We start from the raw sequence: 24792 nt of genomic DNA, 5'->3' as shown, positions 1-24792 counted from the left end.
GGGGGGGGGGGGGGGGGGCGGGGGGGGGGCCCGCGGCGGGGCGCCCCCGGCCCCCCCCCGGGGGGCGGCCGCCGCCGGCGCCCGCCCCGTGGGGGGGGGGGGGGGGGGGGGGGGCGGGGGGGTGCCCCCCCCCCCCACCAAAAGGGGTGAACGGTCGTAACTTTCGCGTGCGGGTCGCGTTCCGTCGCGCTAAGGGATCAGACAGTGATCGTCCGAGCGCGAAACGTTACGCCGACCCGGGGCGCGGCCCGCGCCGACCGGCGAGGCGCCGCACCGCTACACCGCTGCCGGTTGGCGCCGGGCGGCGCGCCGCCGGGCCGCCAGGTCCGGGTCGAGCGCGGGTACGGCGGCCAGCAGCTGCTTGGTGTACGGCTCGCGGGGGCTGTCGTACACCTCGTCGGCGGGCCCGTACTCGACGAGCCGGCCGCGCCGCATCACCGCGACCCGGTCGCTGACCTGGCGGACGACGGCGAGGTCGTGCGCGATGAAGACCAGCGCGAGGCCGAGTTCCCGCTGCAGTTCGCCGAGCAGGGCGACCACCTGAGCCTGCGTGGTGACGTCGAGCGCGGAGACGGGCTCGTCGCAGACGATGGCGCGCGGCTCGGCGGCGAGCGCCCGCGCGATGCCGATCCGCTGGCGTTGCCCGCCGCTGAACTCGTGCGGGTACCGGTCGTAGTGCGCCCCTTCGAGCCCCACCCGCTCCAGCAGTTCGGTCACGCGCCCCCGGATGCGCTCCTCGTCCTGTTCGCCGCGCGCGCGGAGCGGGTCGGCGATGGACTCGCCCACGCTGCGACGCGGGTTGAGGGAGGAGACGGGGTCCTGGAAGACCATCTGGACGGACGGGTTCACGCCGGTGTGCGGGCGTCCTTCGTAGCGGATCTCCCCGGCGGTCGGTTCCAGCAGCCCGACGAGCATGCGGCCGAGCGTGGTCTTGCCGCTGCCGCTCTCGCCGACCACCCCGAGGGTCTCCCCGCGCCGGACGGTCACCGAGACGTCGTCCACGGCCGCGAACGCCCGCTTGCCGCGCCCGAACTCGCGCCGCACGCCGGTGGCCTCCAGCACGACCTCGTCGCCGGCCGGTGAGCCGGTGCGGCGGGCGTCCACGCGCGGGACTGCGTCGAGCAGCTCCCGGGTGTACGGCTCTGCGGGTGCCGTGAGGATCGCGCCGACCGGGCCGCGCTCGACGGCCCGGCCGTGCCGCATGACGAGGACGTCGTCCACGCTCTCGGCGGCCACGCCCACGTCGTGGGTGACGAGCAGCAGGCCCATGCCGGTCTCCTCGCGCAGCCCGTGCAGCAGGTCGAGGATCTGCGCCTGGACGGTGACGTCGAGGGCGGTGGTCGGCTCGTCGGCGATCAGCAGGTCGGGCTCGCAGGCGAGGGCCATGGCGATGAGGGCGCGCTGGCGCATGCCGCCGCTGAACTCGTGCGGCCGGGACCGGGACCGCCGTGCCGCGTCCGGGATTCCGACCCGCTCCAGCACCTCGACGGCACGCGCGCGTGCGGCACGGCGCGACACGCGCGTGTGGACGCGATGGACCTCGGCGATCTGGTCGCCGATGGCGTAGTACGGGTCGAGCGAGGACAGCGGGTCCTGGAAGACCATGGCGGCCTTGGCGCCGCGCAGCCGGCGCAGCTCCTCGTCGGAGGCCGCCTGCACGTCGGTGCCGGCCACCCGCACCGAGCCGCCGACCCGGGCCCCGGTGCCCCGGTGCAGGCCCAGCAGGGCACCCGCGACCGTGGACTTGCCGGAGCCGGACTCGCCGACCAGGGCCAGGGCGGCGCCCTTCGCCAGGCGGAAGGAGAGCCCGTCGACGGCGCGCAGGGCGCCGAACTCGACGGTCAGGTCCGTCACGTCCACCAGGGTGCCGTCCGCCGCTTCCACGCTCGCGTCCGTCGCTTCCACCAGGCTCATGCGAGCACCACCCGTCGGTCGGCCACCGCGTACAGGACGTCCGCGACGGCGTTGGCGAGGACCACGAAGAAGCCGGTCACCAGGACCATGCCGACGACCACCGGCAGGTCGACGACCTTCACCGCGTGCACCAGCTCCTGGCCGATGCCGGGCAGACCGAAGAGGGTCTCGGTGAGGACGGCGCCGCCGACGGCGGAGCCCACGTTGTTGGCGTTCAGCGCGATCACGGGCGCGAGGGCGCCGCGCAGGGCGTGCCGACCGACGATGGAGCGCTCCGCGACGCCGTACGCGCGGAAGGTGCGGATGTGGTCCTCGGCAAGCGTCTCCAGCATGGCCGCGCGGGTGAGGCGGGCGAAGGCCGCCGCCTCGATCAGGGCGAGCGAGAGCCAGGGCAGCAGGAGGTTCCACGCCCATTGCTCGGGGTCGTCCGAGAAGTTCACGTACTGCGGGAAGGGCAGCAGTCGCAGTTCGCCGCAGACGACGATCATCAGCACGAGGCCGATGACGAAGACGGGCGTGGCCGTGCCCGCGAGGGTGACGGCGGTCAGCACGCGCTCGGAGACCCGGCCGCGTCGCCAGGCGGACAGCACACCGGTGCCGATGCCGAGGAGGAGCCACAGCACCATGGCGCCGAGGACCAGCGACACACTGACCGGCAGCTTCGCCATGATGATGTCCAGGACCTGCTGGTCGGTCTGGTACGACTGCCCCAGGCAGGGCGCGGCGCAGTGCTCGACGGAGGTGCCCGTGGAGAAGTCCTGGCCGACGAACAGCCCCTGGAGGAAGTGCCAGTAGCGCAGGTAGAGGGGGTCGCCCAGCTTGAGCTGCTCGGCGACCTGGTGCACCTGTTCCGGAGAGCAACGCGGGCCGCAGGTGATCTGGGCGACGTTGCCGGGGGTGACGTAGAAGACGACGTAGACGATCACCGAGATGGCGAGCAGGGTGACGACCGCGCCGGCCGCACGGCGCAGCAGGAATCCACCGAAGCCGCTCATGCGGAGACCTCCTTCTCGGTAGCGCCGGTGTCCTTGCGGCCGGTGCCTACGCGCAGGCGGGAGGCGGCGCGCGGGTCGAGGGCGGTGCGCACGCCGTCGCCGAGGACGGTGAGGGCGAGAACGGTGACGAACAGGGCGCCGGCCGGCAGCAGCAGGTACTGGGGTGCCGCCTGGTACCAGACGTCCGCGGCGGTCAGCATCTGGCCCCACGACGGGGTGGGCGGCTTCACGCCGACGCCGAGGAAGGACAGCGCCGCCTCGACGGAGATGTTCGTGGGCACCAGCAGCGCGGCGTACGTGATGACGGGCGCGGCGAGACCGGGCAGGAGTTCGCGGCGCGCGATCCGCCAGGTGCCCCAGCCGCTCAGCCGGGCGGCGGAGACGTAGTCGAGGCCCTTGAGGGAGAGGGTCTGGGCCCGCACGATCTTCGCGATGTTGCCCCAGGCGATCAGGCCGATCACCAGGGTGACCAGGACCGGCCGGGGGAAGCTGGAGGGCACGATGGCCAGCAGTGCCAATGACATGATCATCAAGGGCATCGAGACGATGATGTCCGTGGCCCGGCTCAACAGTTGATCAACCCATCGGTTGCCGAGCGCGGAGGCCACGCCGGCCGTGACCCCGATGGCGACCTGGACCACCGTCGCCGCGAGCGCCACGCCCAGCGACACCCGCGCCCCGTAGACGAGCCGGGCGAACATGTCCCGTCCGGTCTGTGGCTCGACGCCCAGCCAGTGGTCGGCGCCGACGCCGCCGAAGGAGCCGATGGGCACGCCCCCGCGCGCGGAGTCGATCAGGGTCGGGTGGTAGGTGGTGGGGTCCTGGCCCTCCAGCGCGGTGAGCAGCGGCGCGGCGAGCGCGACCAGGACGAGCAGCGCGACGACGGCCGCGGCGACCAGGGCGGCGCGCTGCGCCCGCAGCCGCCGCCAGAACTGACGTGCCCCCGAGACCGCCGGGACGGAGGTGCCCGTCCCGGCGGTCTCGACGACGGCGAGTGCCTCGCTCATCGGCGCTACTTCACCGCGACCTGGGAGATGTCCAGGACGCCGGTCCAGTCGCTGATGACGATGTTCTTGACGTCCTTGCCGTACAGGCGCTTGTAGACCGGGTGGAACAGCGGCACGACGAGGGCCTTGTCACCGATCTTCTTGTCCAGTGCGCCCCAGCGCTGTGCGGCGGCGTCAAGGTCGGTCAACTTGTTGATCGCGTCAATCTCGTCATTGACCGACTTGTCGTTGAGCTGGCCCGTGTTGAAGTTCGCTCCGTCCTTGACGATCTGCCGGCCGTCGAAGATGGGGGCGAGGAAGGGGCCGCCGGAGGGCCAGTCGGCACCCCAGTGGGCGAGGAAGAGACCGGGCTCGGTCTTCACGCTGTGGATCTTGTCCCGGTAGTCGTTGTCCTCCAGGCCCTGCAGCTTGACGGTGATGCCGGCCTTCTTGAGCGCGTCCTGGACGGCCGTGGCGATCTCCGGGCTGGTCTCGAAGTCCTTGCTGTTGGAGTGGGTCAGCGTGATGGTGAGGCCGCCCGCGTAGCCGGCCTGCTTCAGCAGCTCCTTGGCCTTCGCCGGGTTGCCGGAGGCGCCCGCCGGGAACGGGTCGTACGGCGTGTAGCCGAAGGACTTCTGGTTCGGCAGGAAGGTGGTGGCGGGCTCGGCGAGGGCGCTGCCGCCGGCCGCGTTGACCACGGAGGACCGGTCGATGGCGTAGGCGACGGCCTGACGCACCTTGGGATTGTCGAACGGCTTCACCTTCGGGTTGAAGGCGAGGTAGTTCGTGTAGCCGAAGTGGCCGGTGCCCACGCGCGCGGCCAGTTCCTTGTCGCCGGTCACCTTGGCGAGTTCGGCCGGACCGAGGTTGGTGTCCGTGGTGACGGCGGCGGCGTCCGCACCCTGGGACGCGGACAGCCGCTGGTTGATCACCGAGGAGTCCAGGCCGGAACGCACGTCGATGCGGTCCGGGTACGCCTTGCGCTCCTGGTCGGTCGCCGCCGACCACTGCGTGTTGCGCTCCAGGACGAGGTGCTCGCCGTCGTTCTCGTTCTTCACGACCTTGTACGGGCCGGACGAGACCGGGTGCGACTCGTACTTGGTGCCGGTGTCCTTGCTCTTGGGCACCGGGGTGAACTGCGTCTGCGTGGCGAGGTACGGGAACTCGCCCTCGGGCTTGTTCAGGTGGAAGACGATCGTCCGGGAGTCCGGCGTCTCGATCGCGGACAGGCCCTTCTTGTCCTTGTACGGCCCCTGGTAGTCGGCGGCACCGACCAGCCAGTCCCGCAGGTAGGGGGCGCCGCCGGAGAGTTCGGGGGCGAAGGAGCGCTCGATGCCGTACTTGATGTCGGCCGAGGTGATCGGCGTGCCGTCCTCGTACTTCAGGCCCTTCTTCAGGGTGTACGTCCACACGGTCGCGTCCTTGTTGGGGCGCCCGGTGTCGGTGGCGAGGTCGGGGACGACCTTGGCGCCGGCCGCGCCGTTCTCCCGGTTGCGCGTGGTGAGGGTGCGGAAGACCAGCGAGGGAACGTTTCCACCGCCGGAGGTGTACAGGCGCGCGGGGTCGAAGTCGGACTGCGGCTGGGAGTTCAGGACCGTGAGCGTGCCGCCCTTGTGGGGCGTGGAGTCGCCACCCGAGCCCTTGGCATCGTTGTCCTCCGGGCCGCAGGCGGCGGCGCCCGCTGCCACGACCAGGCTGACGGATGCCGCTGCCACGCGGCGCGCTATGACGGACGGTTGACGCATCGGAATGACGACCTCTCGGGGTGACGTGGCGGGGTTGGTCGAGGGTTTCTCGACTGATGAGACATGTGGACGAGGAGTGAGACGTCTGCGGACAGACGTCGGCCCCGGCGTCGGGTCGTCGAAAAAATCCGTGACACGGTCACGGACGAAAGGGAGGAAACGGTCGCGACGCGAACGCCGGGGAGGCGGCGTCAGCGACAGTGGATGTCGGCCACGCAGAGTGCGGTCACGCCGATGAGCGCCAGCTCGATGGCGGCGCTGCTGCAGACGGCATGACTAGACCACATGGGCAGAAATATGGACGACCATGAGGCTGATGTCAATGTGACATAAGCGGTGCCTGTCAACTACCGGGGTAAGGCCACGGGTTGGGCCGGCAGTGGATCCCGTCGTGGTCCAGGAACTTGGTCTGCTGCTGCATGACGGGCGCCAACTCGCCGTCCTTCTGGCAGCTGACGTGTCCGTGGCCGAGCCGGTGGCCGACTTCGTGGTTGATCAACATTTGCCGGTACGCATGGATCCGGTCACCGTACGTCTTGCTTCCCTGAGCCCACCGGTACGCATTGATCATGACGCGTTCGGTCGCGGCCGAGTCGCAGGAAACGTTGTCCTCCGTGGTGTCCAGGCCCGACTTGGCGCACCACTTCGCCGTGGTGCCGGGGCTGGCCAGCGTGATCACGAAGTCCGGCTTGCCGGAGGAGACCCGCTCGAAGGTGAGGGCGCCGCCGTGGGCCCAGCTTCGCTTGTCGTTCAGGGTCCGCTGCACGGCCTCGGCGAACAGCGCGCCGTCCAGTGCGAGCCCCTTCTCCACGTCGACGCGGTACCGGTACTTCTGCCCGGCGCCGGGTGCCTTGTCGAACCCGGGCACGGTGTCGAACCTCCCCGAGCCCTTCGACGTGGCGCCGAGCGGGTACTTCAGGCCCATCTTCTGGTCGTACGTCAGCGTCACGGCGCTCGGTGCGGCGGAAGGCGTCGGCGCACCCGACAGGTCACCCGGGAGACGCGCCTCACCGGCCTGGTCGGCGGCCGACCGCGACCGCGCACCGGTGTCGTCCTGCCCCTTGGTCACCTGTCCGGCGACGACCACCGCGAGCACGGTGGTGACGGCGGCCGCGGCGATGCCGGTGAACGCCCACCCCTTGGTCCCGCCGCGTTGCGCGGGCACACCGGCGCGGGGCGCCGGGGCCTCGGCGTTCCCGGTGTCCCGCGGGCCGTCTCCACAGCCGCCGGAGCCGTCGGAGCCGTCGGAGCCGTCGAAAGCTTCCAGGTACTCCTGCCGGGGCCCGGAGCGGCGCCGCGCCCCGCCCGGACCCGGGGCGCCCGGTTCCGCCTGTCGCTGCCGGGGCAACACGACACCGGGCCCGCCGGTTCCCGCCCGCCGTCCGGCGAACTCCCCCCAGCCCCCGCCGGCTTCCCGCTGCTCGGGATGCCCACCTCGCGCACCGCGCGCCGACGCGCCACCGGGAAACCCCGGCACGCCGTGGGCCGGGGTGCCGTCGGCGACCCCCGGTACCCCCCGCGCCGGCGTACCGTCCGCAAACCTCGGCACACCCTGCGCCGGGGTGCCGTCGGCGACCCTCGGCACACCGCGCGCCGGAGTGCCGTCGGACGGGCGAGACGCACCCGCGGGGCCGCCTCCCGGCAGCCGGGCCGCGCTGCCCCCGTCGCCCCTGTCGCCCTCCGCGCGCGCAGCGCGCCCGTCCTCGGAGCGCGCGCCGCGGCGCTCCCCCCGCCGTGCGGCTATGTCCGCGGATTCGCCCTTCGGGGCCGGTCCGCGGCGGCTGTGGCGTCCCACCCCGGACCTCAGCTCCTCGCGTCCGTGACGGCGGCGTGGGCGCCCTCGCCGGCGCCGGCCGTGTGCGCCAGCAGCTCCCGGAACGCGCCCGCCACCACGTCGGGGTACTCCATCATCGCCACGTGCCCGGCGTCCGGCAGGGACAGCAGCCGGGAGTCGCGGAAGGCGCGCGCGGCCTTGCGGGCCATGCGGAAGCCGACGAGCTGGTCCCTGCCGCCGTAGATCAGCAGCGTGGGGGCCAGCACCCGCTCGGCCTGGCGCCACAGCCCGTGCTGCCCTCCGAGCGTGTAGGCGTTGACGATCCCGCGCGCGGAGCGGGTCATCGCGTCCCAGAAGTACGGCAGCCGCTGCCGCCGCTCCAGTTCCTCCACGGCGTACCGGAACGCCTCCGGCGAGACCCGCCCCGGGTCGCCGTAGCAGAGCGCCATGACACCGCGTACGCGCTGCTCGGCCGTCCACTCCCTGGTGAGCCGGGTGAAGAGCGCGGCGATGCCCGGTACGCCGAGCAGGGCGGTCGGCACCGCGCTGCGCTGCACCCGCAGCTCGGGCAGCGCGGGCGAGACGAGCGTGAGCGTGCGGACCAGGTCGGGGCGTACGGCCGCGACGCGCGTGGCGACCGCGCCGCCCAGCGAGTTGCCGAAGAGGTGGACCGGGCCGCGGCCGACCGCGTCGAGGTAGCGGATCACCGCGCGCGCGTGCCCGGTGACGGAGTAGTCGCCGTCGTCCGGGGGCGGGGAGTCGCCGAAGCCCGGGAGGTCGAGCGCCTCGCTGTCGACGACGCCGTCCAGCTCGGCCATGAGCGACGACCAGTTCTGCGAGGAGCCGCCGAGCCCGTGCACGTACAGCGCGCGCGGCAGGTCCTCGCGCGCGGGGGGCCGGGAACGGACCGTCAGGGTGACGCCGGGCAGGCCCACGGACCGCAGCCGCTCGCCCTCGCCGACCCGGACGGGCGCCACCCTGGGGAGCACACTGGCGGCCGGCACGGAGGGCGACTCGGTCGAAGACATGCGGCAATGTTACGAGGTGATCACGTCACGATTGATGTGTTCGCCGTCACAGACTGAACCGTGCGGATCCGGAGAACCGGGCACCGAACGGGCCCGACGGCATGGCGTCCGGATCAGCCGTCTCCTAGGCTCGTACAGAGGGCACCCGCGTGTGGCCCCTGCCGCTTCCAGGGACGTTCGTAGGAAGGGAGCCCACCATGGCCTATGACCCCACCGAACCCGACGCGATCGAGGACATCGAGGACCTGGAGGCCGACGCGGCAGTGGAGAGGGACGTCGAGGCGCCCGAGGTGGACGCCGCCGAGCAGCACGCGGACATCGCGCCGGACCGTGACGACCCCCTGACCGGAGTGGACCCCGCGCGCGGGAACGAGGCCGATCTCGTCGAACAGGCACGCGTGGTCTCGCTCGACGAGGACGACTACCGCTAGCCGCGCCGAGGACGGCCACCGCCGCGTCGGCGAGGGGCGATCACGTGCGCCGTCGAGGGGCGGCCCACGGCTGACCTCGCAGGACCGCATGCCCCCGCCCGACCCTGTTCGGCGGGCCGTACGGCTTTCGCCATCCGTCCGGTACGTGAAATTCTGCGCTCGCACCGCGCACACCACGGTTACCGAAAAGTACGATGGCCGCGCGGCCGACACCGCATGTGGACGACTTTGGGAGGCGGCGTGACAGCCATCGAGCAAACTGAGGCGGCACGCCCACGGGGCACCCGGCTGCCGCGCCGGGCCCGGCGGAACCAGTTGCTGGGCGCCGCCCAGGAGGTCTTCGTCGCGCAGGGGTACCACGCGGCGGCGATGGACGACATCGCCGAGCGGGCCGGCGTGAGCAAGCCGGTGCTCTACCAGCACTTCCCCGGCAAGCTCGACCTCTACCTCGCCCTGCTGGACCAGCACTGCGAGTCGCTGATCCAGGCGGTGCGCGGCGCGCTGGCGTCGACGACCGACAACAAGCAGCGCGTCCGGGCGACGATGGACGCCTACTTCGCCTACGTGGAGGACGACGGCGGCGCCTTCCGCCTGGTCTTCGAGTCGGACCTCACGAACGAGCCCGCGGTGCGCGAGCGCGTGGACAAGGTCACCAACGAGTGCGCCGAGGCGATCTGCGACGTCATCGCCGAGGACACCGGCCTCTCGCGCGCGGAGTCGATGCTGCTCGCCTCCGGTCTCGGCGGACTCGCCCAGGTGGTCGCCCGCTCCTGGCTGCACAGCGACCGCAGCGTGCCGCGCGACCAGGCGGTGCAGCTGCTGACCTCGCTGGCCTGGCGCGGCATCGCCGGTTTCCCGCTGCACGGCAGCGAGCACCACTGACGGCCTGCACGGCAGCGAGCACCACTGACGGCCGTTTGTTCCCGTGCGGTGTTCGCTCCTGGCGTTCGGGCCCGCAGCGTGTACGCCCCCCTCACCGGGCTAATGTGTGCAGCGTAGGGCGCGGAAGATCGCGCACATCACTGACCGTCGGAGGGACATAGCCGTGGAGGTCAAGATCGGCGTGCAGCACGCGCCCCGCGAGATCGTTCTGGAGAGCGGTCAGAGCGCCGAGGAGCTTGAGCGCGTGGTTGCCGAGGCGCTGACCGGCAAGACGGGGCTGCTCAGCCTCCAGGACGAGAAGGGCCGCAAGGTCCTCGTGCCGACGGACCGTCTGGCGTACGTGGACATCGGCGAGCCGACCGTGCGCAAGGTCGGGTTCGGCGCGCTCTAGGCCGCAGTCGTGAGAAGGGCCCGGCGGCCGTGTGCCGCCGGGCCCTTCCGCGTGACGTGCACACGGATGGAGCACAGGTCCCTCACAGGGCAGGATTGCAATCCGCAGGTCACGGGTATGACGGGCTACGACCGTCGAGCCAGACCGGCCGTGGGAGGGACCCCCGACATGATCCTCGAAGCACTCGGCTCCGCCGTGCTCGGTCTGATCCTCGCCTGGGCGGCGGCCCAACGCCTCGCCCACCGGCTGCCGGCCCGCCCGCTGGTGTTCTGCACGGGCATCGCCGGAGCCCTCTTCGGTGACTTCGTCACCCACACCGCCCTGGGCCCCGGCACGGCCCTGCTGAGCCTCCTGGGCGCCGCGGTGATCTCGGTCGCGTCCCTGTCCCTGCTGCTCCGCCCCGCGGGCCGCCTCCGCCGCCGATCAGCGACGGCCTGAGCCCTTCCAGCGGGCCGGAGCCGGGCGCCCCGCAAGGGGCGCGGGGAACTGCGCGATCAACCACGACGCACCCGCGGCCGCGCAGCACCCCGCAACCGCCCCCGACGAAGCGCTAGGCCGCCAGGCCCAGCGCGGCCATCCGCTTCGTGTGCGCCTCGGTGATCCGCGAGAACATCCTGCCGACCTCGGCGAGGTCGAACCCGTCGGCCACCCCGCCCACCAGCATCGTGGACAGCGCGTCCCGGTCGGCCACCACCCGCTGGGACTGCGACAGCGCCTCCCCCATCAGCCGCCGCGCCCACAGCGCCAGCCGGCCGCCCACGCGCGGGTCGGCGTCGATGGCGGCCCGCACCTTCTCCACCGCGAACCCGGCGTGCCCGGTGTCGTCGAGGACGGCGAGCACCAGCTCGCGCGTGTCGGAGTCGAGCCGGGCCGCGACCTCCCGGTAGAAGTCGCTCGCGATCGAGTCGCCGACGTACGCCTTGACCAGGCCCTCCAGCCAGTCCGAGGGCGCGGTCTGCCGGTGGAAGCCGTCGAGCGCGGCGACGAACGGGTCCATCGCGGCCGTGGGCTCCTCGCCGATCTCGGTCAGCCGGTCCCGCAGCTGTTCGAAGTGGTGGAACTCGGCCGAGGCCATCTTCGCCAGCTCCGCCTTGTCCGCGAGGGTCGGCGCCAGCTTGGCGTCCTCCGCGAGCCGCTCGAACGCCGCCAGCTCCCCGTACGCGAGAGCGCCGAGCAGATCCACGACCGCGGCGCGGTACTGCGGGTCGGCGGACGCCTGCGCCCAGTCCTGGGCGGCGACACCGGTGGGTTCGGCGGGTTCGGCGGACGCGTTCTCAGGCTTGTCAGAGCTAGTCATGAGGCGCACAATAGCCCGCTCGACGCCCCGCTCAAGCCCTGGTCAACGAGTGTGACCACGACTACGTGACCAAATCGGCCATCGCATGTGCGCGATTCCGGGGTATGGTGGTAATGCGCCTGCCAGAGTGCGTCGACGATGTTCGACGTTCCCGACAGGCCGCACGCATGAGGATGCCCGGTCGGTGGCCCGATCGGCTCCGACCCGACAGCCCTCCAAGGCCGTACGGCAGTGATCGTACGACGACAGGAGGGACCCTCAGCGGTACGAGCGCTAGAGCGTCGGCAGAGGTCCCGTGTCATACGGCTTGCCCGAGTGGCTCGTCCGTACGGCAGCCGACGTCCCCGGCACGGTCAGACATGACCCCCGCTCGCTCGCCTCGCACCGCGCACACAGAAGAGGCAGCACCCTGACTACGACGTTTCGAGAACTCGGAATCCTCCCCGAGACCGCCGAGGCCCTGGAGGCCGTCGGCATCACCACCCCCTTCCCCATCCAGGAGATGACACTCCCCGTCGCCCTCTCCGGCACGGATGTCATCGGCCAGGCCAAGACCGGCACCGGCAAGACGCTGGGCTTCGGTCTTCCGCTCCTTGAGCGCGTCACCGTCCCCGCCGACGTCGAGGCCGGGCGCGCCGCCCCCGAGGCCCTCACGGACGCCCCGCAGGCGCTCGTCGTCGTCCCCACGCGCGAGCTGTGCACCCAGGTCACCAACGACCTGCTGACGGCCGGCAAGGTCCGTAACGTGCGCGTGGTCGCGATCTACGGCGGCCGGGCCTATGAGCCCCAGGTGGAAGCCCTGAAGAAGGGCGTCGACGTGGTCGTCGGCACCCCGGGCCGGCTGCTCGACCTCGCGGGCCAGAAGAAGCTCGACCTGAAGCACGTCAAGTGCCTGGTCCTCGACGAGGCCGACGAGATGCTCGACCTGGGCTTCCTGCCCGACGTCGAGAAGATCGTCAACATGCTGCCGGCCAAGCGCCAGACGATGCTGTTCTCGGCCACGATGCCGGGTGCGGTCATCGGTCTCGCCCGCCGCTACATGTCCCGGCCCACCCACATCCGCGCCACCGCGCCGGACGACGAGGGCGCCACGGTCGCGAACATCAAGCAGTTCGTCTACCGCGCGCACAACATGGACAAGCCGGAGATGGTCGCCCGCATCCTCCAGGCCGAGGGCCGCGGGCTGGCGATGATCTTCTGCCGTACCAAGCGCACGGCCGCCGACATCGCCGAGCAGCTCCAGCGCCGCGGGTTCGCCTCCGGCGCGGTCCACGGCGACCTCGGCCAGGGCGCCCGCGAGCAGGCCCTGCGGGCCTTCCGCAACGGCAAGGTCGACGTCCTCGTCTGCACCGACGTCGCCGCGCGCGGCATCGACGTCGAGGGCGTGACCCACGTCATCAACTACCAGTCCCCCGAGGACGAGAAGACGTACCTGCACCGCGTCGGCCGCACCGGCCGCGCGGGCGCCAAGGGTACGGCGATCACGTTCGTCGACTGGGACGACATCCCGCGCTGGCAGCTCATCAACAAGGCGCTGGAGCTGGACTTCAACGACCCGGTGGAGACGTATTCGAGCTCCCCGCACCTGTTCTCCGACCTCGGCATCCCCGAGGGCACCAAGGGCACCCTGCCCCGCGCCGCGCGGACCCGTGCCGGGCTGGACGCGGAGGAGCTGGAGGACCTGGGCGAGACCGGCGGACGGGGCGGTCGCGGCCGTGGTGGCCGGGACGGCCGGGACGGCCGCGGTGGCCGTGCCGAGTCGGCCCCGGCCGAGCGCGAGCGTCCGGCGCGTACGCCGCGCCGCCGTCGCCGCACGCGCGGTGGCACCCCGCTGGACGCCTCCCCGGCCGCGCCCGCCACGGAGACCTCCGGTACGGAGGAGACGCAGGCCGCGACCCGGACCCCGCGTCGCCGTCGCCGTACTCGCGGCGGAGCGTCGGCGGAGCCGGTGACGGCCGCAGCCACGCCGACGACGGCCCCCGAGGCCGCCGTCGAGACGGTGACCACGGCCGAGGGCCCCGCTGCCCTCGACACCCCGGAGAAGCCGCGCCGCCGCCGCACCCGCCGGTCGGCCCAGGCCGAGTCCCCGGTGACCGAGGCCCCGGTGACCGAGTCCGCCCTGGCCCCGGCTCAGGCCGAGACCCCGGCGACCGAGCAGACCGAGGCCAAGGCCCCGGTGGCCGAGCCCGTCACCTCGCCCGTGATCGCGGACACCCCGGTGGCGGAGCCCGCCGCCGAGGCCGCCCCGGCCGCGGAGACCAAGCCGCGTCGCCGCACCCGCAAGGCGGCCGAGCCCGCCACCCCGGCGGAGGCGGCGCTGGACACGGCCGAGGCCACCGAGGCCAAGCCCCGCCGAACCCGGAAGACCGCGGCTGCCGCCGAGGCCGCCGTGGACACCGCGGAAGCGACCGAGGCCAAGCCGCGCCGCACCCGCAAGACGGCCGCAGCCGCGCCGGAAGCCCCCGAGGCCGAGGCCAAGCCCCGCCGCACGCGCAAGACCGCGGCTGCCGAGCCGGAGACGGCCGAGGCCACCGAGGTGAAGCCCCGCCGTACCCGCAAGGCGGCGGAGCCGGCCACGCCCGACGCCCCTGAGGCCGAGGCCGAGGTCAAGCCCCGCCGGACCCGGAAGACCGCCGCAGCCGCCGAGGCCGCCGTGGACACCGCGGAAGCGACCGAGGCCAAGCCGCGCCGCACCCGCAAGGCCACGGTTGCCGAGCCGGAAACGGCTGAGGCCGAGGCCAAGCCCCGCCGGACCCGCAAGACGGCCACTCCCGCAGAGGCCGCCGTGGACACCGCTGAGGCGACCGAGGCCAAGCCGCGCAGGACCCGCAAGGCCACGGTTGCCGAGCCGGAGACGGCTGAGGCCGAGGCCAAGCCGCGCCGCACCCGCAAGACCGCCGCAGCCGCGCCGGAAGCCCCCGAGGCCGAGGCCAAGCCGCGCCGCACGCGCAAGACCGCAGCCGCCGAGGTCGCTGTCGACACCGCCGAGGGCACGGAGACCAAGCCGCGTCGGACCCGCAAGACCACTGCTGCCGCCGAGGCCGCCGTGGACACCGCGGAGGCCACCGAGGCCAAGCCCCGCCGGACCCGCAAGGCCACGGTTGCCGAGCCGGAGACGGCTGAGGCCGAGGCCAAGCCGCGCCGCACCCGCAAGACGGCCACCCCGGCCGTGGACGCGGTCGACGGGGAGGCGGTCCCCGCTCCCAAGGCGCGACGCACCCGTAAGGCCGTCGCCGAGGCGGCTGTTCCGGAGATTCCGGCGCAGGCCACCGAGGAGCCGGAGGTCAAGCCGCGGCGCCGGACCCGCAAGACCGCGGCGTCCGCTGCCGAGACGGCCGGTGAGAGCGTCGAGACGACGCCCAAGCCGCGCCGGACCCGTAAGGCCACGGCGGCCGTGGAGGCTCCCGAGGCCTGACCGCACGCCGCGTGTGCGGCAGCGTAAGTGCCGGTCCGATGGCCGGGTTCACGACAGTGGACCCGGCCATCGGCGTCTTCAGAGGTACTTGGCGCCACCCCGCGCCATGACCCCGTCTCCGGGCCACCATCCCACCCCGCGCCACGACCCCGTCCCCGCGCCACCATCCCAGCCCGCGCTCCGACTCCGTCCCCGCGCCACCGTCCACCCCCCTCACCCGCCCACTCCCCATCAGCCGATCCCGCCCCCTCCCGATCAGCCGACCCCGCCACTCCCGATAACCTCTCCCCATGAGCCGGCCCCCCACCTTCGTCCCGCCCCCGGGCGCCCGTGCGTACGCCCTTCGGACGGCGCGCGGTGAATTCGCCGTGGTCGACGCGCCCGTGGCCGTCGGTGTCGAGCCGAAGGGTGTCGCGCTGCTGCTGCCGGGGTTCACCGGCAGCAAGGAGGACTTCAATCCCCTGCACGTCCCGCTCGCCCAGCGCGGATACCGGACCGTCGCCGTGGACGGGCGGGGCCAGTTCGAGTCGGACGGACCGGTGACGGACGAGTCCGCCTACGCGCAGGAGGAGTTGGCGCGGGACGTGCTCGCGCAGGTGGAGGCGATCGGCGGCCCGGTGCATCTGCTGGGGCACTCCCTCGGCGGCCAGGTCGCGCGCGCGGCCGTACTGCTGGACCACACGCCCTTCCTGTCGTTCACCCTGATGGCCTCGGGGCCGGCGCAGATCTCGACGCCCCAGCAGGAGCGTGTGAAGCTGCTCCGGGACGCGCTCGCGGTGCTGAGCATGGCGGAGGTCTGGGAGACGATCCAGGCGATGGAGCCGCCGGAGGAGACGGAGACGCCGGCGCTCGACGCGGGCCTGGACGACCGGGACGACCTGCGGCGCCGCTGGCTGGGCACCAAGCCCGCGCAACTGCTCGCCACGGGCCGCCAGTTGTGCACCGAGCCGGACCGCGTCGCCGAACTGGCGACCGTACCGCTGCCGTTCCACGTGCTGTCGGGGGCGCGGGACGACACCTGGCCGCTGCCGCTGCTCGACGACATGGCGGTGCGGCTGACGGCGCGCCGCACGGTCGTCGAGGGCGCCGAGCACTCCCCCAACACCGACCGCCCGCTGGAGACGGCCCGCGCGCTCGCCGACTTCTGGGACGACGCCCCGGGCACCCGGCGGTAGGGCGAACGCCTAGTACTGCGACTGCAGATGTTCCCAGAACCCGTCCCTGAGCGCCCGTCGCAGGTCCGCCTGGCCGCGCAGGGAGTACTGGAGCAGTTCCTCGGCCTCGACCAGCAGGTCCTGGTCGACGGAGCCGGGCAGATAGGGGTGGCCGGGGAACAGCTCGACCATCGCTTCGCGGCCCCGGGAGGCGAGCCACCGCGCCGCGATCTGGGCGCCGACGAAGCGCACGTCCTCGCGGCTGGGGCGGGCTCCGCCGGTGGTCTCGAACGCGGCGGCCGTGCGCCGGGAGACGTACGGCTTGAAGAACTCCAGGTCGAAGGTGCGCTGGCTGTCGACCTCCCAGAGCAACGGCTCGGCCTGGTTGCGGCCTTCGGGCGCCTCGATGCCCCAGAGGTGGACGCGGGCGCCGTAGCCCTGGGCCGCCTCGACCGCCGAGACCAGGTCCTCGTCGCCGCCGAGGAGGGCCGCGTCGCTGATCGCGCGGTGCCGGGCCAGTGACTCCAGGTCGGTCCGGATCAGCGAGTCGACGCCCTTCTGCTGGTTGTTGGCGTTGAGGTTGCCGAGGCGGACCTTGACGTCGGGCAGTTCGGCGATGACCTGCTGCTCGGCGGTGTGGATGCGGCGCCGGGCGCCGTCGTACCAGTAGACGCGCAGCAGCCGGCTGTCCGCGAAGATGGTGCGCGCCTTGTCGATGAGGGCGTCGATCAGGCCCTCGGCGTCCAGGTCGAAGGCGCGGCGGTCCTCGGTCCCGGCGACGAGTCGGCCGACGGCCGCGTACAGGTAGCCCGCGTCGACGAAGATCGCATGGGTCGAGGGTGTCTTGGCCACCTCGGCGAGCATGCGTTCCAGCAGCTCGTTCGTGCGGTCGATACGGGCGCCGAGGGCGGCCAGGTCGTCGTTCATCACCTCCATTGTCCTGGTCGTCACAGTGCGAACACAACCGGTCCCGGTCGGTCCTGCCCAGCCCAGGACATGTCACTTACCGGTCGGTAATTAGTTGTTCGAAAAATTTCTTTAGCGTAGGGAATGTTCGTAACAAGCGGCGCGTTGACTACGTACGACGCTGGATACACCAGAGGTCACACCAAGTAGTTCTCCGCAGGAGGATGACCAGACGAAGGGAGAAGCCATGCGCTTCGAAATCATGCGACTCGACGAGGTCGACGGCACCGCCGTGGACAGCACCGTCGTGGACGCCGCCTCCGTCAACCGGATCGTTCAGCAGGCCGCCGCCATCGGGCAGCGCCTGTGGATCCGCCCGGCCGAGACCCCGGCCTCGTAACCCGCACTCGGGATCACCCCGCCACTCAAGCTTTCCGGGGGAGCCGAGCCGCCGACGGCTCAGCTCCCCCGGATCACCTGAGTGACCCCGTTGATGATCTGCTGCACGGCGATCGCGGAGAGCATCATGCCCGCGAGCCGCGTCACCAGGACGACACCGCCGTCCTTGATGACCCGGATGATCAGCAGCGAGTAGCGCATCACCAGCCACAGCACCACGTGGATCGCGAGGATCGCGGACCACACCGAGAGCTGCGTGGACACGCTGTCGGCCTTCTGCACGGCCAGGATCACGGACACGATCGCACCGGGCCCCGCCAGCAGCGGCATGCCCAGCGGCACGAGCGCCACGTTCACGTCCTTGGTCTGCTTCGGCTCGTCGGTCTTGCCCGTCAGCAGATCCAGCGCGATCAGCAGGAGCAGCAGCCCGCCCGCGATCATCAGGGCGGGCACGGACACATGCAGGTAGTTCAGTATCTGGTGGCCCAGGACGCCGAAGACGGCGATGACCCCGCCCGCCACGCAGACGGCCTGGAAGGCCATCCGCCGCTGCACCTTGGCCGGCCGCCCGGCGGTCAGGGCGAGGAAGATCGGGGTGATCCCGGGGGGATCCATGATGACGAAGAGGGTCAGGAACAGAGAGCCGAAGACGGCGATGTCGAACATGGGGGAAGTACAGGCCTTGCGGGAAGAGGAACTCTGGGCGTGAGGCGGTCCGGACCGCGGGCATGAGGCACTACGGACCGCGGGTGTGAAGCGGTACGGCGGGTCGGCCCCCGGGGGGCCTCAGGCTCCGCCGGTCCCCGGCACCGGGAACGCGCCCGTCGCCCGCCGGGTGATCTCCCCGTACACCTCGGGGTCGGTCGTGAAGGCACCCAGCGCCACGGTCTTGCGGCTGCCGTGGTAGTCCGAGGAGCCCGTGACCAGCAGCCCCAGCTCCTTCGCCAGGCCCCGCAAACGGTCCCGGGCATCGGCGTCGTGGTCCATGTGGTCGACCTCGACGCCGTCCAGACCGGCCTCGGCCATCTCCGCGATCCGGAACTCGGGCACGGTGCGGCCGCGCTTGGCGGCGGCCGGGTGCGCGAACACGCAGACCCCGCCCGCGGCCTTGACCAGCCGGATCGCCTCGAAGGGGTCGGTCTCGTGCTTCTCCACGAAGGCCCGCCCGCCGTCGGCCAGCCACTCCTCGGTGAACGCGTCGCTCACCGTGGGTACGACGCCCAGCTCGACCAGCGCCGAGGCGACATGCGGGCGCCCCACCGACCCTCCGGCGGCGATCCGCTCGACCTGCTCCCAGGTGACCGGTACGCCCAGCTCGTTCAGCTTGGCGACCATCCCCTTGGCCCGCGGCACCCGGTCGTCCCGGACCAGCTCGCGCTCGGCGAGCAGAGCGGGCTCCTCGGGGTCGAACAGATAGGCCAGCAGGTGCATCGAGACCCCGTCGACCCGGCAGGACAGCTCGGCCCCGGTGACCAGGGTCAGCCCCTCGGGCAGCGCGCCGATCGCCTCGTCGTACCCCCGCGTGGTGTCGTGATCGGTCAGCGCGACGACGTCCAGGCCGGCGGCGGCAGCGTTCCGCACCAGCTCGGCCGGGCTGTCCGTACCGTCGGACGCCGTGGAGTGACAGTGCAGATCAATACGCACGACAACTCCAGGACACGGACGGAGGCAAGGGGACACCTAAGGATAGCGGTGTTTCCACCCCCCACTGTCACACCCGCAACCGGTGAGCGCCCTTTACTTCAGCGCCCCGGAAGGGGCGGGCGCGGGGAACGGCGCGAGCAACCACCACTCTCCCGCAGCCGCGAACGCACAGAACCCGGCACCCCCATGGGCGCTACGGCCGAAGCAAGCGCGGCGACAACGCTCCGCAGGGCACCAGATCCAGCTCCGCCCCCGCCTCCCGCAGGTCGGTCAGCACCAGCTCGTCGTACATCAGCAGACCGGACTGCTCGGGCCACATCACCGCCCACAGCCACATCCCGAGCGCCTCACCGGCGAAGACGGCACGGTCGTCCGGGGTGCGGTAGACGTGCCAGAGCGGGGTGGGGCGGCCCGCGGCGAGCACCTTGGCCTCCGGCGGCTTCTCCACGTTCATATACGACCCCGGGTCCGGGCCGTCGATGCCGGCGTAGTGCGCGCCGAGGCCGACGCCCAGCTCCTCGGCGATCAGGATCAGCTCGCCGGGCCCGCCGAGCGGTCCGGGGCCGGAGCAGGCCACCGCGGTCGCCCGGCCGCCGCTGCGGTCGTCACCGGCGTACGCCACACCCGTGAACAGCCAGCCGACCGGCAGCGGCCACGGCATCCACACCGGCACCTGCGTGCGGTGGACCACGACGTTGAGCGCCTCGACGCTGGGCGGGATCACGGGCTGCAGCGGATACACCGTGCCGTGCACGTCGCACTGCCACGCATCGGCGAAGAGTCCGGGAGCCCTGACCCGGCCACCACACCTCGGGCAACTGGGTTCGCCCCTCATAGGGCTCCACGGTCCTACCCCTGCCCGCCCACGTCAAGGACGATCACCCGTCCGGACCGAAGAGCCGCCCCGATGCCCCGTCCAGAGCGATAGATGCATCTTGCATTAATTAGCGGGGCTAACTTACTATGTGCATAACCCAACTATCTACGTGAGGATGGGAGAAGCACATGGACCCCTTCGACGCGGGAGCCGGCGGCCTCCTGCGACAGCCCAAGGCGGTCTGGGCCACGGCCGGCGCCTCCGTCGTCGCCTTCATGGGCATCGGCCTCGTCGACCCGATCCTGCCGTCGATCGCGCAGGGCCTGCACGCCACCCCCAGTCAGGTGTCCCTGCTCTTCACCTCGTACTTCCTGATCACCGCCGTCGCGATGCTGCTGACCGGCTTCGTCTCCAGCCGCATCGGCGGCCGCAGGACCCTGCTGCTCGGTCTCGCCTTCGTGGTCGTCTTCGCGGGCCTGGCCGGCACCTCCGGCTCGGTCGGCCAGCTCGTCGGGTTCCGGGCGGGCTGGGGGCTCGGCAACGCGCTCTTCGTCTCCACCGCCCTCGCGGTGATCGTCGGAGCGGCGGCCGGCGGCAGCGCGGCGGCGATCCTGCTCTACGAGTCCGCGCTCGGCCTCGGCATGGCCTGCGGCCCGCTGCTCGGCGCGGTCCTCGGCAACGTGAGCTGGCGCTATCCCTTCTTCGGCACGGCCACGCTGATGGCGATCGGGTTCCTGTGCATCACGGCGTTCCTGAAGGAGCAGCCGAAGCCGGCGCGGAAGACCTCGGTCCTGGACCCGCTCAAGGCGCTCGGCCACGGCGGCCTGGCCTCGGCGGCGGTCTCGGCGTTCTTCTACAACTACACGTTCTTCACCGTGCTGGCCTTCACGCCGTTCGTGCTGAACATGACGCCGTACCGCTCGGGCGCGGTCTTCTTCGCCTGGGGTGTGCTGCTCGCCGTCTTCTCGGTGATCGTCGCCCCTCGCATGCAGGCCCGGTTCGGCTCGCTGAGGGTGCTCGGCGGCTCGCTGGTGCTGCTCGCGGCGGACGTGCTCGTGCTCGGCTACGGCAACCACACCGCGGCCGTCGTCTGCACGATCCTGTCCGGTGCCTTCATCGGCGTGAACAACACCGTGTACACCGAGCTGGCCCTCGGCGTGTCGGACGCCCCGCGCCCGGTAGCGAGCGCGGGCTACAACTTCGTCCGCTGGTTCGCCGCAGCCGCGGCGCCCTACTTCGCACCCAAGATCGAGGAGTGGACCGACATCCACGTCCCCTTCGTGGTCGCGGCCGTCACGGCGGTGCTGGGCGCGCTCGTGGTCGTCGTACGGCGCAAGGCCCTCACCCACGAGGCCGAGGAGCTGGAGCCGGGACACGCCACCGAGGACGGTGTCGGCGTCTTCGCCAACTGACCGGATCCGGCCTTGTGTTGGTGAGATCGGTCACGCGCGGCCGGTGCCGTGTCAGTCCAGCGGGACGGATCCGCGGGCGGGGTCCCTCAGGTCCGTCCCGTGTCCGAGCCAGCGCTCCTGGAGGGCCTGGGCGCCGTGCACCCGCTTCCAGGCGGCCTCGTTCGGGGTCATCGGCAGCAGCGGCAGGAACCGCACCGGGTCCATCGGGGCGTCCAGCTCCAGGTCCTCCACCAGCCCGCCGGGCTCGCCCACCAGCACGGAGGTGAAGGGGGCGCCGGGCCACAGCGGCTCGCCCACGTCCAGCGAGGCGCCCGGGGTCACCACCAGGCCCTCCACCTGCGGAGTCGCGGCCAGCACAGCGAGCGGGCGGAGCACCTTGTCGGTGTCGGCGAGGCCCGCGCGGACCGACAGGACCAGCTCGGCGCGGGGGCCCTTGACCGGGTCGGCGAGCATCGCCGAGGGGTCCGTCATGGGGTGCTGGGACATGCCGAGGGTGGCGTACCGGACGACGTCCCCCTCCTGGAAGCGGAGCACCTCGATGCGGTCCGTACCGAGGAAGGTGACCGCGGCACGGGCGTCCGGCTCGCCCAGCGCGGTGGTCAACCGGGCCTCGACCAGAGGAAGAACATCAGCCATGCGCTGAGCATAGAACTCGTCAGCAGCGGGCAAAGCGGCGCCTTGACAGTACGGGCGGCTGGTACTCTGAGCCGGTGGTTCGGGGCCAGCACGCCGAAGCGTGCCGTCGGGTCCCGACGCCGATGGGACTCCCTTACGAGGGACCGGCCGGAGGAGGTGGGGCTGTCATGGATCGAAGTCGACCGTGCAGTACCACTCGCTCTTCCGGCTGCTGATGTAGTTACCGGCTGGCCGCCGCCTTCCTTTGCGCTCCGTCGTTCGGAAGAGCACTTCGTTTCGCTTTGCCTGATCTGTCTGACCTGAATCAGTTCTGCGTCAGCAGCGAAGTCGCCACCGTGACGGTGCGGTGCTCCCCGCTTTGTGGACGTGCCGAACACACGCACTCAGGACGTCCCCATTCCGGGTAGTTCCACCCGTCGCCGCGTGCCCTCGCTGCCCGCCCGCGAAGGAGCCTGCCCATGTCGATGATCCGCGACCTGCGCGCCGTGGTCCGCCCGTCGTCCCGTGTCTCGCTGCGCAAGGACACGAGCACGTCGTACGACGCCACGCGCGCCCCCGGCACGCCCTCGGCCGTCGTCGACTGCGCCGTCTACCGCGACGGCGCCCGCGTGCAGAGCACGGGGGCGCTCAGCCCGCAGGAGGCCATGCGGCTGGTGCGCCGCGACGGCGGCTTCGTCTGGATCGGGCTGCACGAGCCGACGGAGGGCGAATTCGCAGGTATCGCGAGCGAGTTCGGACTGCACCCGCTGGCCGTCGAGGACGCGGTGCAGGCCCACCAGCGGCCGAAGCTGGAGCGGTACGACGACTCGTTGTTCACCGTCTTCAAGACCATCCACTACGTCGAGCACGACCGGCTCACCGCCAACAGCGAGGTCGTGGAGACCGGCGAGGTGATGTGCTTCACCGGCCGGGACTTCTTCATCACCGTCCGGCACGGCGGCCAGGGTTCGCTGCGCGCCTTGCGGCACCGCCTCCAGGACGACCCGGAGCTGCTCGCCAAGGGCCCCTCGGCCGTGCTGCACGCCATCGCCGACCATGTCGTGGACGGCTACATCGCGGTCGCCGACGCCGTCCAGGACGACATCGACGAGGTGGAGACCGAGGTCTTCTCGCCCGGCCGCCGGGGCGGGGTCTCGCGCGGTGTGGACTCCGCGCGGATCTACCAACTCAAGCGCGAGGTGCTGGAGTTCAAGCGGGCGGTGGCGCCGCTGCTGCGGCCGATGCAGCTGCTGAGCGAGCGGCCGATGCGGCTGATCGACCCGGACATCCAGAAGTACTTCCGGGACGTCGCCGACCACCTCGCCCGGGTCCAGGAGCAGGTGCTGGGCTTCGACGAACTGCTCAACTCCATCCTCCAGGCCAACCTCGCGCAGGCCTCCGTCGCGCAGAACGAGGACATGCGCAAGATCACCGCCTGGGCTGCCATCATCGCCGTACCGACGATGGTGTGCGGGGTGTACGGCATGAACTTCCAGTACATGCCCGAGCTTCACTGGAAGTACGGCTACCCGGTGATCATGGGCATCACGGCCGCGCTGTGTCTGGGCATCCACCGCACGCTGAAGCGCAACGGCTGGCTGTGAGCGGGCCGGTACGGCCTGGTTAGGCTGGGGCGTATGACAAGCGAGCTGCTCGACCGGGCCCTCATCGAGGAGGCCGCGAAGAAGTCCGGCCTGATCTGGGTCAGGGGCGCCGGGGCCCCGGCCGCGCGTGCGCTGTGGCACGTGTGGCACGAGGGCGCGGTGTGCGTGGTCGGCGACGGTCCCGGTGAGCAGCCGCTGGAGGGGCTGGCCGACGGGGGCTCCGCCGAGGTGAGCGTGCGCAGCAAGGACAAGGGCGGCCGGCTGGTGACGTTCACGGCGACCGTGTCCGAGCTGGCGGCCGGCTCGCCGGAGTGGGAGGCGGCCGTCGCCGAGCTGAAGGGCAAGCGGCTGAACGCCCCCGACGGCGAGCGGATGCCGGCCCGCTGGGCCCGCGAGTGCCGGGTGCTCCGCCTGGCACCGACCGGGTCGGTGGCCCCGCTGCCGGACGGAAACCTGGCGCAGCGCCCGGTCACGACACCGGCGACCACCCGCAGACCGGTGCCGGCGGGCCTGCCGAAGCTGTTGCTCCGACGCCGGAAGGGCAAGTGACCGGCCGCCCTCCCGGCAACCGACCTACGCCCCCACCACTCCCCTACGACGTCGGCAGCTGTCTGCCGTAGTCCACCGTCTCCGACCTGGCCGGTTCCTCGACGGAGAAGTTCTTGCCCCAGTCGGAGAAGCGGAGCGTCCCCGCGTCGCCGGCGCGGACCAGGCGCAGGGGATAGGGCGTGCCCTGGAGGGACACGTCCAGCGTGCCGCCGGCGCCCTTGTCGCCGGTGATGCGGATCGTGCGGGTGCCCGCCCCGTCGGTGTGGTGGCCGTCCGTCGCCAGCGTGCCGTGCAGCGTGAGGAGACCGTCGAGGAGGACGTCCTTGTCCGTGAAACCGCTGAACTTCTTGTACGAGGGATCCCCCTGCGGCACCTTCACGTACTTGCCGTCCAGCTTGCCCGCGGCGCCGTCGCTGCCGTCGGCGTGGTTCCAGAAGTCCGCGTCGGCCTTGAGGTACAGCTCCTCGCCGATCCGCAGCAGTTTGAAGGTCGCCCCCTGCGAGGTCACGGACCCGGTCCCGCCGGCGTCCTTGAGCCGCATGTCCAGCCGGTACGTACGGCCGCTGGTGACCACGGTCCCGGCCAGCCGGACGGCCGACGCCGCCTGTGCCGCCGCCCGCGTCTTCGCCTGGATCCTGCCGGCGGGCAGCTTGCCCACCCCGTTGGTACCCGCGTCCGGGTCGTCGCCGCCGCACCCCGACAACGCCATCGCTCCCGTCACGGCCAGTGCGCAGGTCGCGGTCAGCAGCGCGGTCCGGCGGGTACAGGCCCGGGGCATCGCAGTCACAGGTGGGATCGCCTTCCTGACGGTTCCTGAGCGGCGTACCGCAGCGT

General features: G+C 72.1%; 24 protein-coding genes. 10 read left to right on the top strand and 14 right to left on the bottom strand.

Features of this window, described 5'->3' with window-relative positions; all coding sequences use genetic code 11:
- Positions 1-276: 276 nt before the first annotated feature.
- The 7 genes from ACH4LD_RS40915 to ACH4LD_RS40885 form a co-directional block, all read right to left on the bottom strand.
- Positions 277-1914, bottom strand: coding sequence for a dipeptide ABC transporter ATP-binding protein (locus ACH4LD_RS40915; RefSeq protein ID WP_398056152.1), 1638 nt, complete (start codon positions 1912-1914; stop codon positions 277-279).
- Complete coding sequence (locus tag ACH4LD_RS40910) at positions 1911-2909, bottom strand: ABC transporter permease (protein WP_132792232.1); 999 nt, start codon at positions 2907-2909, stop codon at positions 1911-1913. Before ACH4LD_RS40910 ends, ACH4LD_RS40915 begins: the two co-directional genes overlap by 4 nt.
- The gene (locus tag ACH4LD_RS40905; protein ID WP_398056153.1) at positions 2906-3916 is read right to left on the bottom strand and encodes an ABC transporter permease; all 1011 of its coding nucleotides are present in this window, start codon (positions 3914-3916) and stop codon (positions 2906-2908) included. Before ACH4LD_RS40905 ends, ACH4LD_RS40910 begins: the two co-directional genes overlap by 4 nt.
- Positions 3917-3921: 5 nt before the next feature.
- Positions 3922-5640, bottom strand: a complete 1719-nt coding sequence (locus ACH4LD_RS40900; RefSeq protein ID WP_398056154.1) for an ABC transporter substrate-binding protein — start codon at positions 5638-5640, stop codon at positions 3922-3924.
- 191 nt (positions 5641-5831) lie between these two features.
- On the bottom strand, positions 5832-5927 hold the full coding sequence (locus tag ACH4LD_RS40895; RefSeq protein ID WP_309550493.1) for an Ms4533A family Cys-rich leader peptide: 96 nt from the start codon (positions 5925-5927) through the stop codon (positions 5832-5834).
- 56 nt (positions 5928-5983) lie between these two features.
- Entirely contained in the window at positions 5984-7435 is a 1452-nt protein-coding gene (locus tag ACH4LD_RS40890) for a DUF3152 domain-containing protein (protein ID WP_398056155.1), read from the bottom strand.
- Between the two features lie 8 nt (positions 7436-7443).
- Entirely contained in the window at positions 7444-8442 is a 999-nt protein-coding gene (locus ACH4LD_RS40885; protein ID WP_398056156.1) for an alpha/beta fold hydrolase, read from the bottom strand.
- A 197-nt stretch (positions 8443-8639) separates the two neighbouring features.
- On the opposite strand from ACH4LD_RS40885, the gene ACH4LD_RS40880 reads away from it, so the two are divergent.
- From ACH4LD_RS40880 to ACH4LD_RS40865, 4 genes are all read left to right on the top strand, one after another.
- Entirely contained in the window at positions 8640-8873 is a 234-nt protein-coding gene (locus tag ACH4LD_RS40880) for a hypothetical protein (protein WP_103817681.1), read from the top strand.
- Between the two features lie 240 nt (positions 8874-9113).
- On the top strand, positions 9114-9755 hold the full coding sequence (locus ACH4LD_RS40875; RefSeq protein WP_030649695.1) for a TetR/AcrR family transcriptional regulator: 642 nt from the start codon (positions 9114-9116) through the stop codon (positions 9753-9755).
- Between the two features lie 163 nt (positions 9756-9918).
- Entirely contained in the window at positions 9919-10146 is a 228-nt protein-coding gene (locus ACH4LD_RS40870) for a DUF3107 domain-containing protein (RefSeq protein ID WP_212768354.1), read from the top strand.
- Between the two features lie 168 nt (positions 10147-10314).
- A complete protein-coding gene (locus tag ACH4LD_RS40865; RefSeq protein ID WP_103817678.1) occupies positions 10315-10584 on the top strand; it encodes a hypothetical protein in 270 nt (89 codons plus the stop codon).
- Between the two features lie 112 nt (positions 10585-10696).
- Here ACH4LD_RS40865 and ACH4LD_RS40860 read toward each other — a convergent pair whose 3' ends face one another.
- Positions 10697-11443 (bottom strand): ferritin-like fold-containing protein, encoded by a 747-nt coding sequence (locus ACH4LD_RS40860; RefSeq protein ID WP_398056157.1) that lies wholly within the window; start codon positions 11441-11443, stop codon positions 10697-10699.
- A 502-nt stretch (positions 11444-11945) separates the two neighbouring features.
- Here ACH4LD_RS40860 and ACH4LD_RS40855 point away from each other — a divergent pair.
- Positions 11946-14858, top strand: a complete 2913-nt coding sequence (locus tag ACH4LD_RS40855; RefSeq protein ID WP_398056191.1) for a DEAD/DEAH box helicase — start codon at positions 11946-11948, stop codon at positions 14856-14858.
- Between the two features lie 290 nt (positions 14859-15148).
- A complete protein-coding gene (locus tag ACH4LD_RS40850; RefSeq protein WP_398056158.1) occupies positions 15149-16033 on the top strand; it encodes an alpha/beta fold hydrolase in 885 nt (294 codons plus the stop codon).
- 9 nt (positions 16034-16042) lie between these two features.
- Here ACH4LD_RS40850 and ACH4LD_RS40845 read toward each other — a convergent pair whose 3' ends face one another.
- Positions 16043-16948, bottom strand: a complete 906-nt coding sequence (locus tag ACH4LD_RS40845) for an NYN domain-containing protein (RefSeq protein ID WP_398056192.1) — start codon at positions 16946-16948, stop codon at positions 16043-16045.
- 217 nt (positions 16949-17165) lie between these two features.
- On the opposite strand from ACH4LD_RS40845, the gene ACH4LD_RS40840 reads away from it, so the two are divergent.
- Positions 17166-17318: a hypothetical protein gene (locus ACH4LD_RS40840; RefSeq protein ID WP_014674826.1), complete on the top strand. Its 153-nt coding sequence runs from the start codon at positions 17166-17168 to the stop codon at positions 17316-17318.
- A 59-nt stretch (positions 17319-17377) separates the two neighbouring features.
- Here ACH4LD_RS40840 and ACH4LD_RS40835 read toward each other — a convergent pair whose 3' ends face one another.
- From ACH4LD_RS40835 to ACH4LD_RS40825, 3 genes are all read right to left on the bottom strand, one after another.
- Positions 17378-17983 (bottom strand): MarC family protein, encoded by a 606-nt coding sequence (locus ACH4LD_RS40835; protein WP_014674825.1) that lies wholly within the window; start codon positions 17981-17983, stop codon positions 17378-17380.
- A 120-nt stretch (positions 17984-18103) separates the two neighbouring features.
- Entirely contained in the window at positions 18104-18961 is an 858-nt protein-coding gene (locus ACH4LD_RS40830) for a PHP domain-containing protein (protein ID WP_398056159.1), read from the bottom strand.
- Positions 18962-19154: 193 nt separating this feature from the next.
- Positions 19155-19796 carry a DUF6758 family protein gene (locus tag ACH4LD_RS40825; RefSeq protein ID WP_041665487.1) on the bottom strand — a complete coding sequence of 214 codons (642 nt, stop codon included), beginning with the start codon at positions 19794-19796 and terminating at the stop codon, positions 19155-19157.
- 170 nt (positions 19797-19966) lie between these two features.
- Between ACH4LD_RS40825 and ACH4LD_RS40820 the strand changes: the two genes are divergently transcribed.
- The gene (locus tag ACH4LD_RS40820) at positions 19967-21190 is read left to right on the top strand and encodes an MFS transporter (RefSeq protein WP_398056160.1); all 1224 of its coding nucleotides are present in this window, start codon (positions 19967-19969) and stop codon (positions 21188-21190) included.
- Positions 21191-21241: 51 nt separating this feature from the next.
- Here ACH4LD_RS40820 and ACH4LD_RS40815 read toward each other — a convergent pair whose 3' ends face one another.
- The gene (locus ACH4LD_RS40815) at positions 21242-21826 is read right to left on the bottom strand and encodes a suppressor of fused domain protein (protein ID WP_398056161.1); all 585 of its coding nucleotides are present in this window, start codon (positions 21824-21826) and stop codon (positions 21242-21244) included.
- 458 nt (positions 21827-22284) lie between these two features.
- On the opposite strand from ACH4LD_RS40815, the gene ACH4LD_RS40810 reads away from it, so the two are divergent.
- Together ACH4LD_RS40810 and ACH4LD_RS40805 are read left to right on the top strand one after the other, a co-directional pair.
- Positions 22285-23409, top strand: a complete 1125-nt coding sequence (locus ACH4LD_RS40810; RefSeq protein ID WP_398056162.1) for a magnesium and cobalt transport protein CorA — start codon at positions 22285-22287, stop codon at positions 23407-23409.
- A gap of 33 nt (positions 23410-23442) precedes the next feature.
- A complete protein-coding gene (locus tag ACH4LD_RS40805; protein WP_398056163.1) occupies positions 23443-23958 on the top strand; it encodes a hypothetical protein in 516 nt (171 codons plus the stop codon).
- Between the two features lie 43 nt (positions 23959-24001).
- Here ACH4LD_RS40805 and ACH4LD_RS40800 read toward each other — a convergent pair whose 3' ends face one another.
- Positions 24002-24736: a hypothetical protein gene (locus ACH4LD_RS40800; protein ID WP_398056193.1), complete on the bottom strand. Its 735-nt coding sequence runs from the start codon at positions 24734-24736 to the stop codon at positions 24002-24004.
- Between the last annotated feature and the right edge of the window lie 56 nt (positions 24737-24792).

The organism is Streptomyces sp. NPDC017676 (genome assembly GCF_044329325.1).
Classification (GTDB): Bacteria; Actinomycetota; Actinomycetes; order Streptomycetales; family Streptomycetaceae; genus Streptomyces.
Note: the sequence above shows the minus strand (reverse complement) of the source record. Positions and strands in the feature narration are given on the sequence as shown.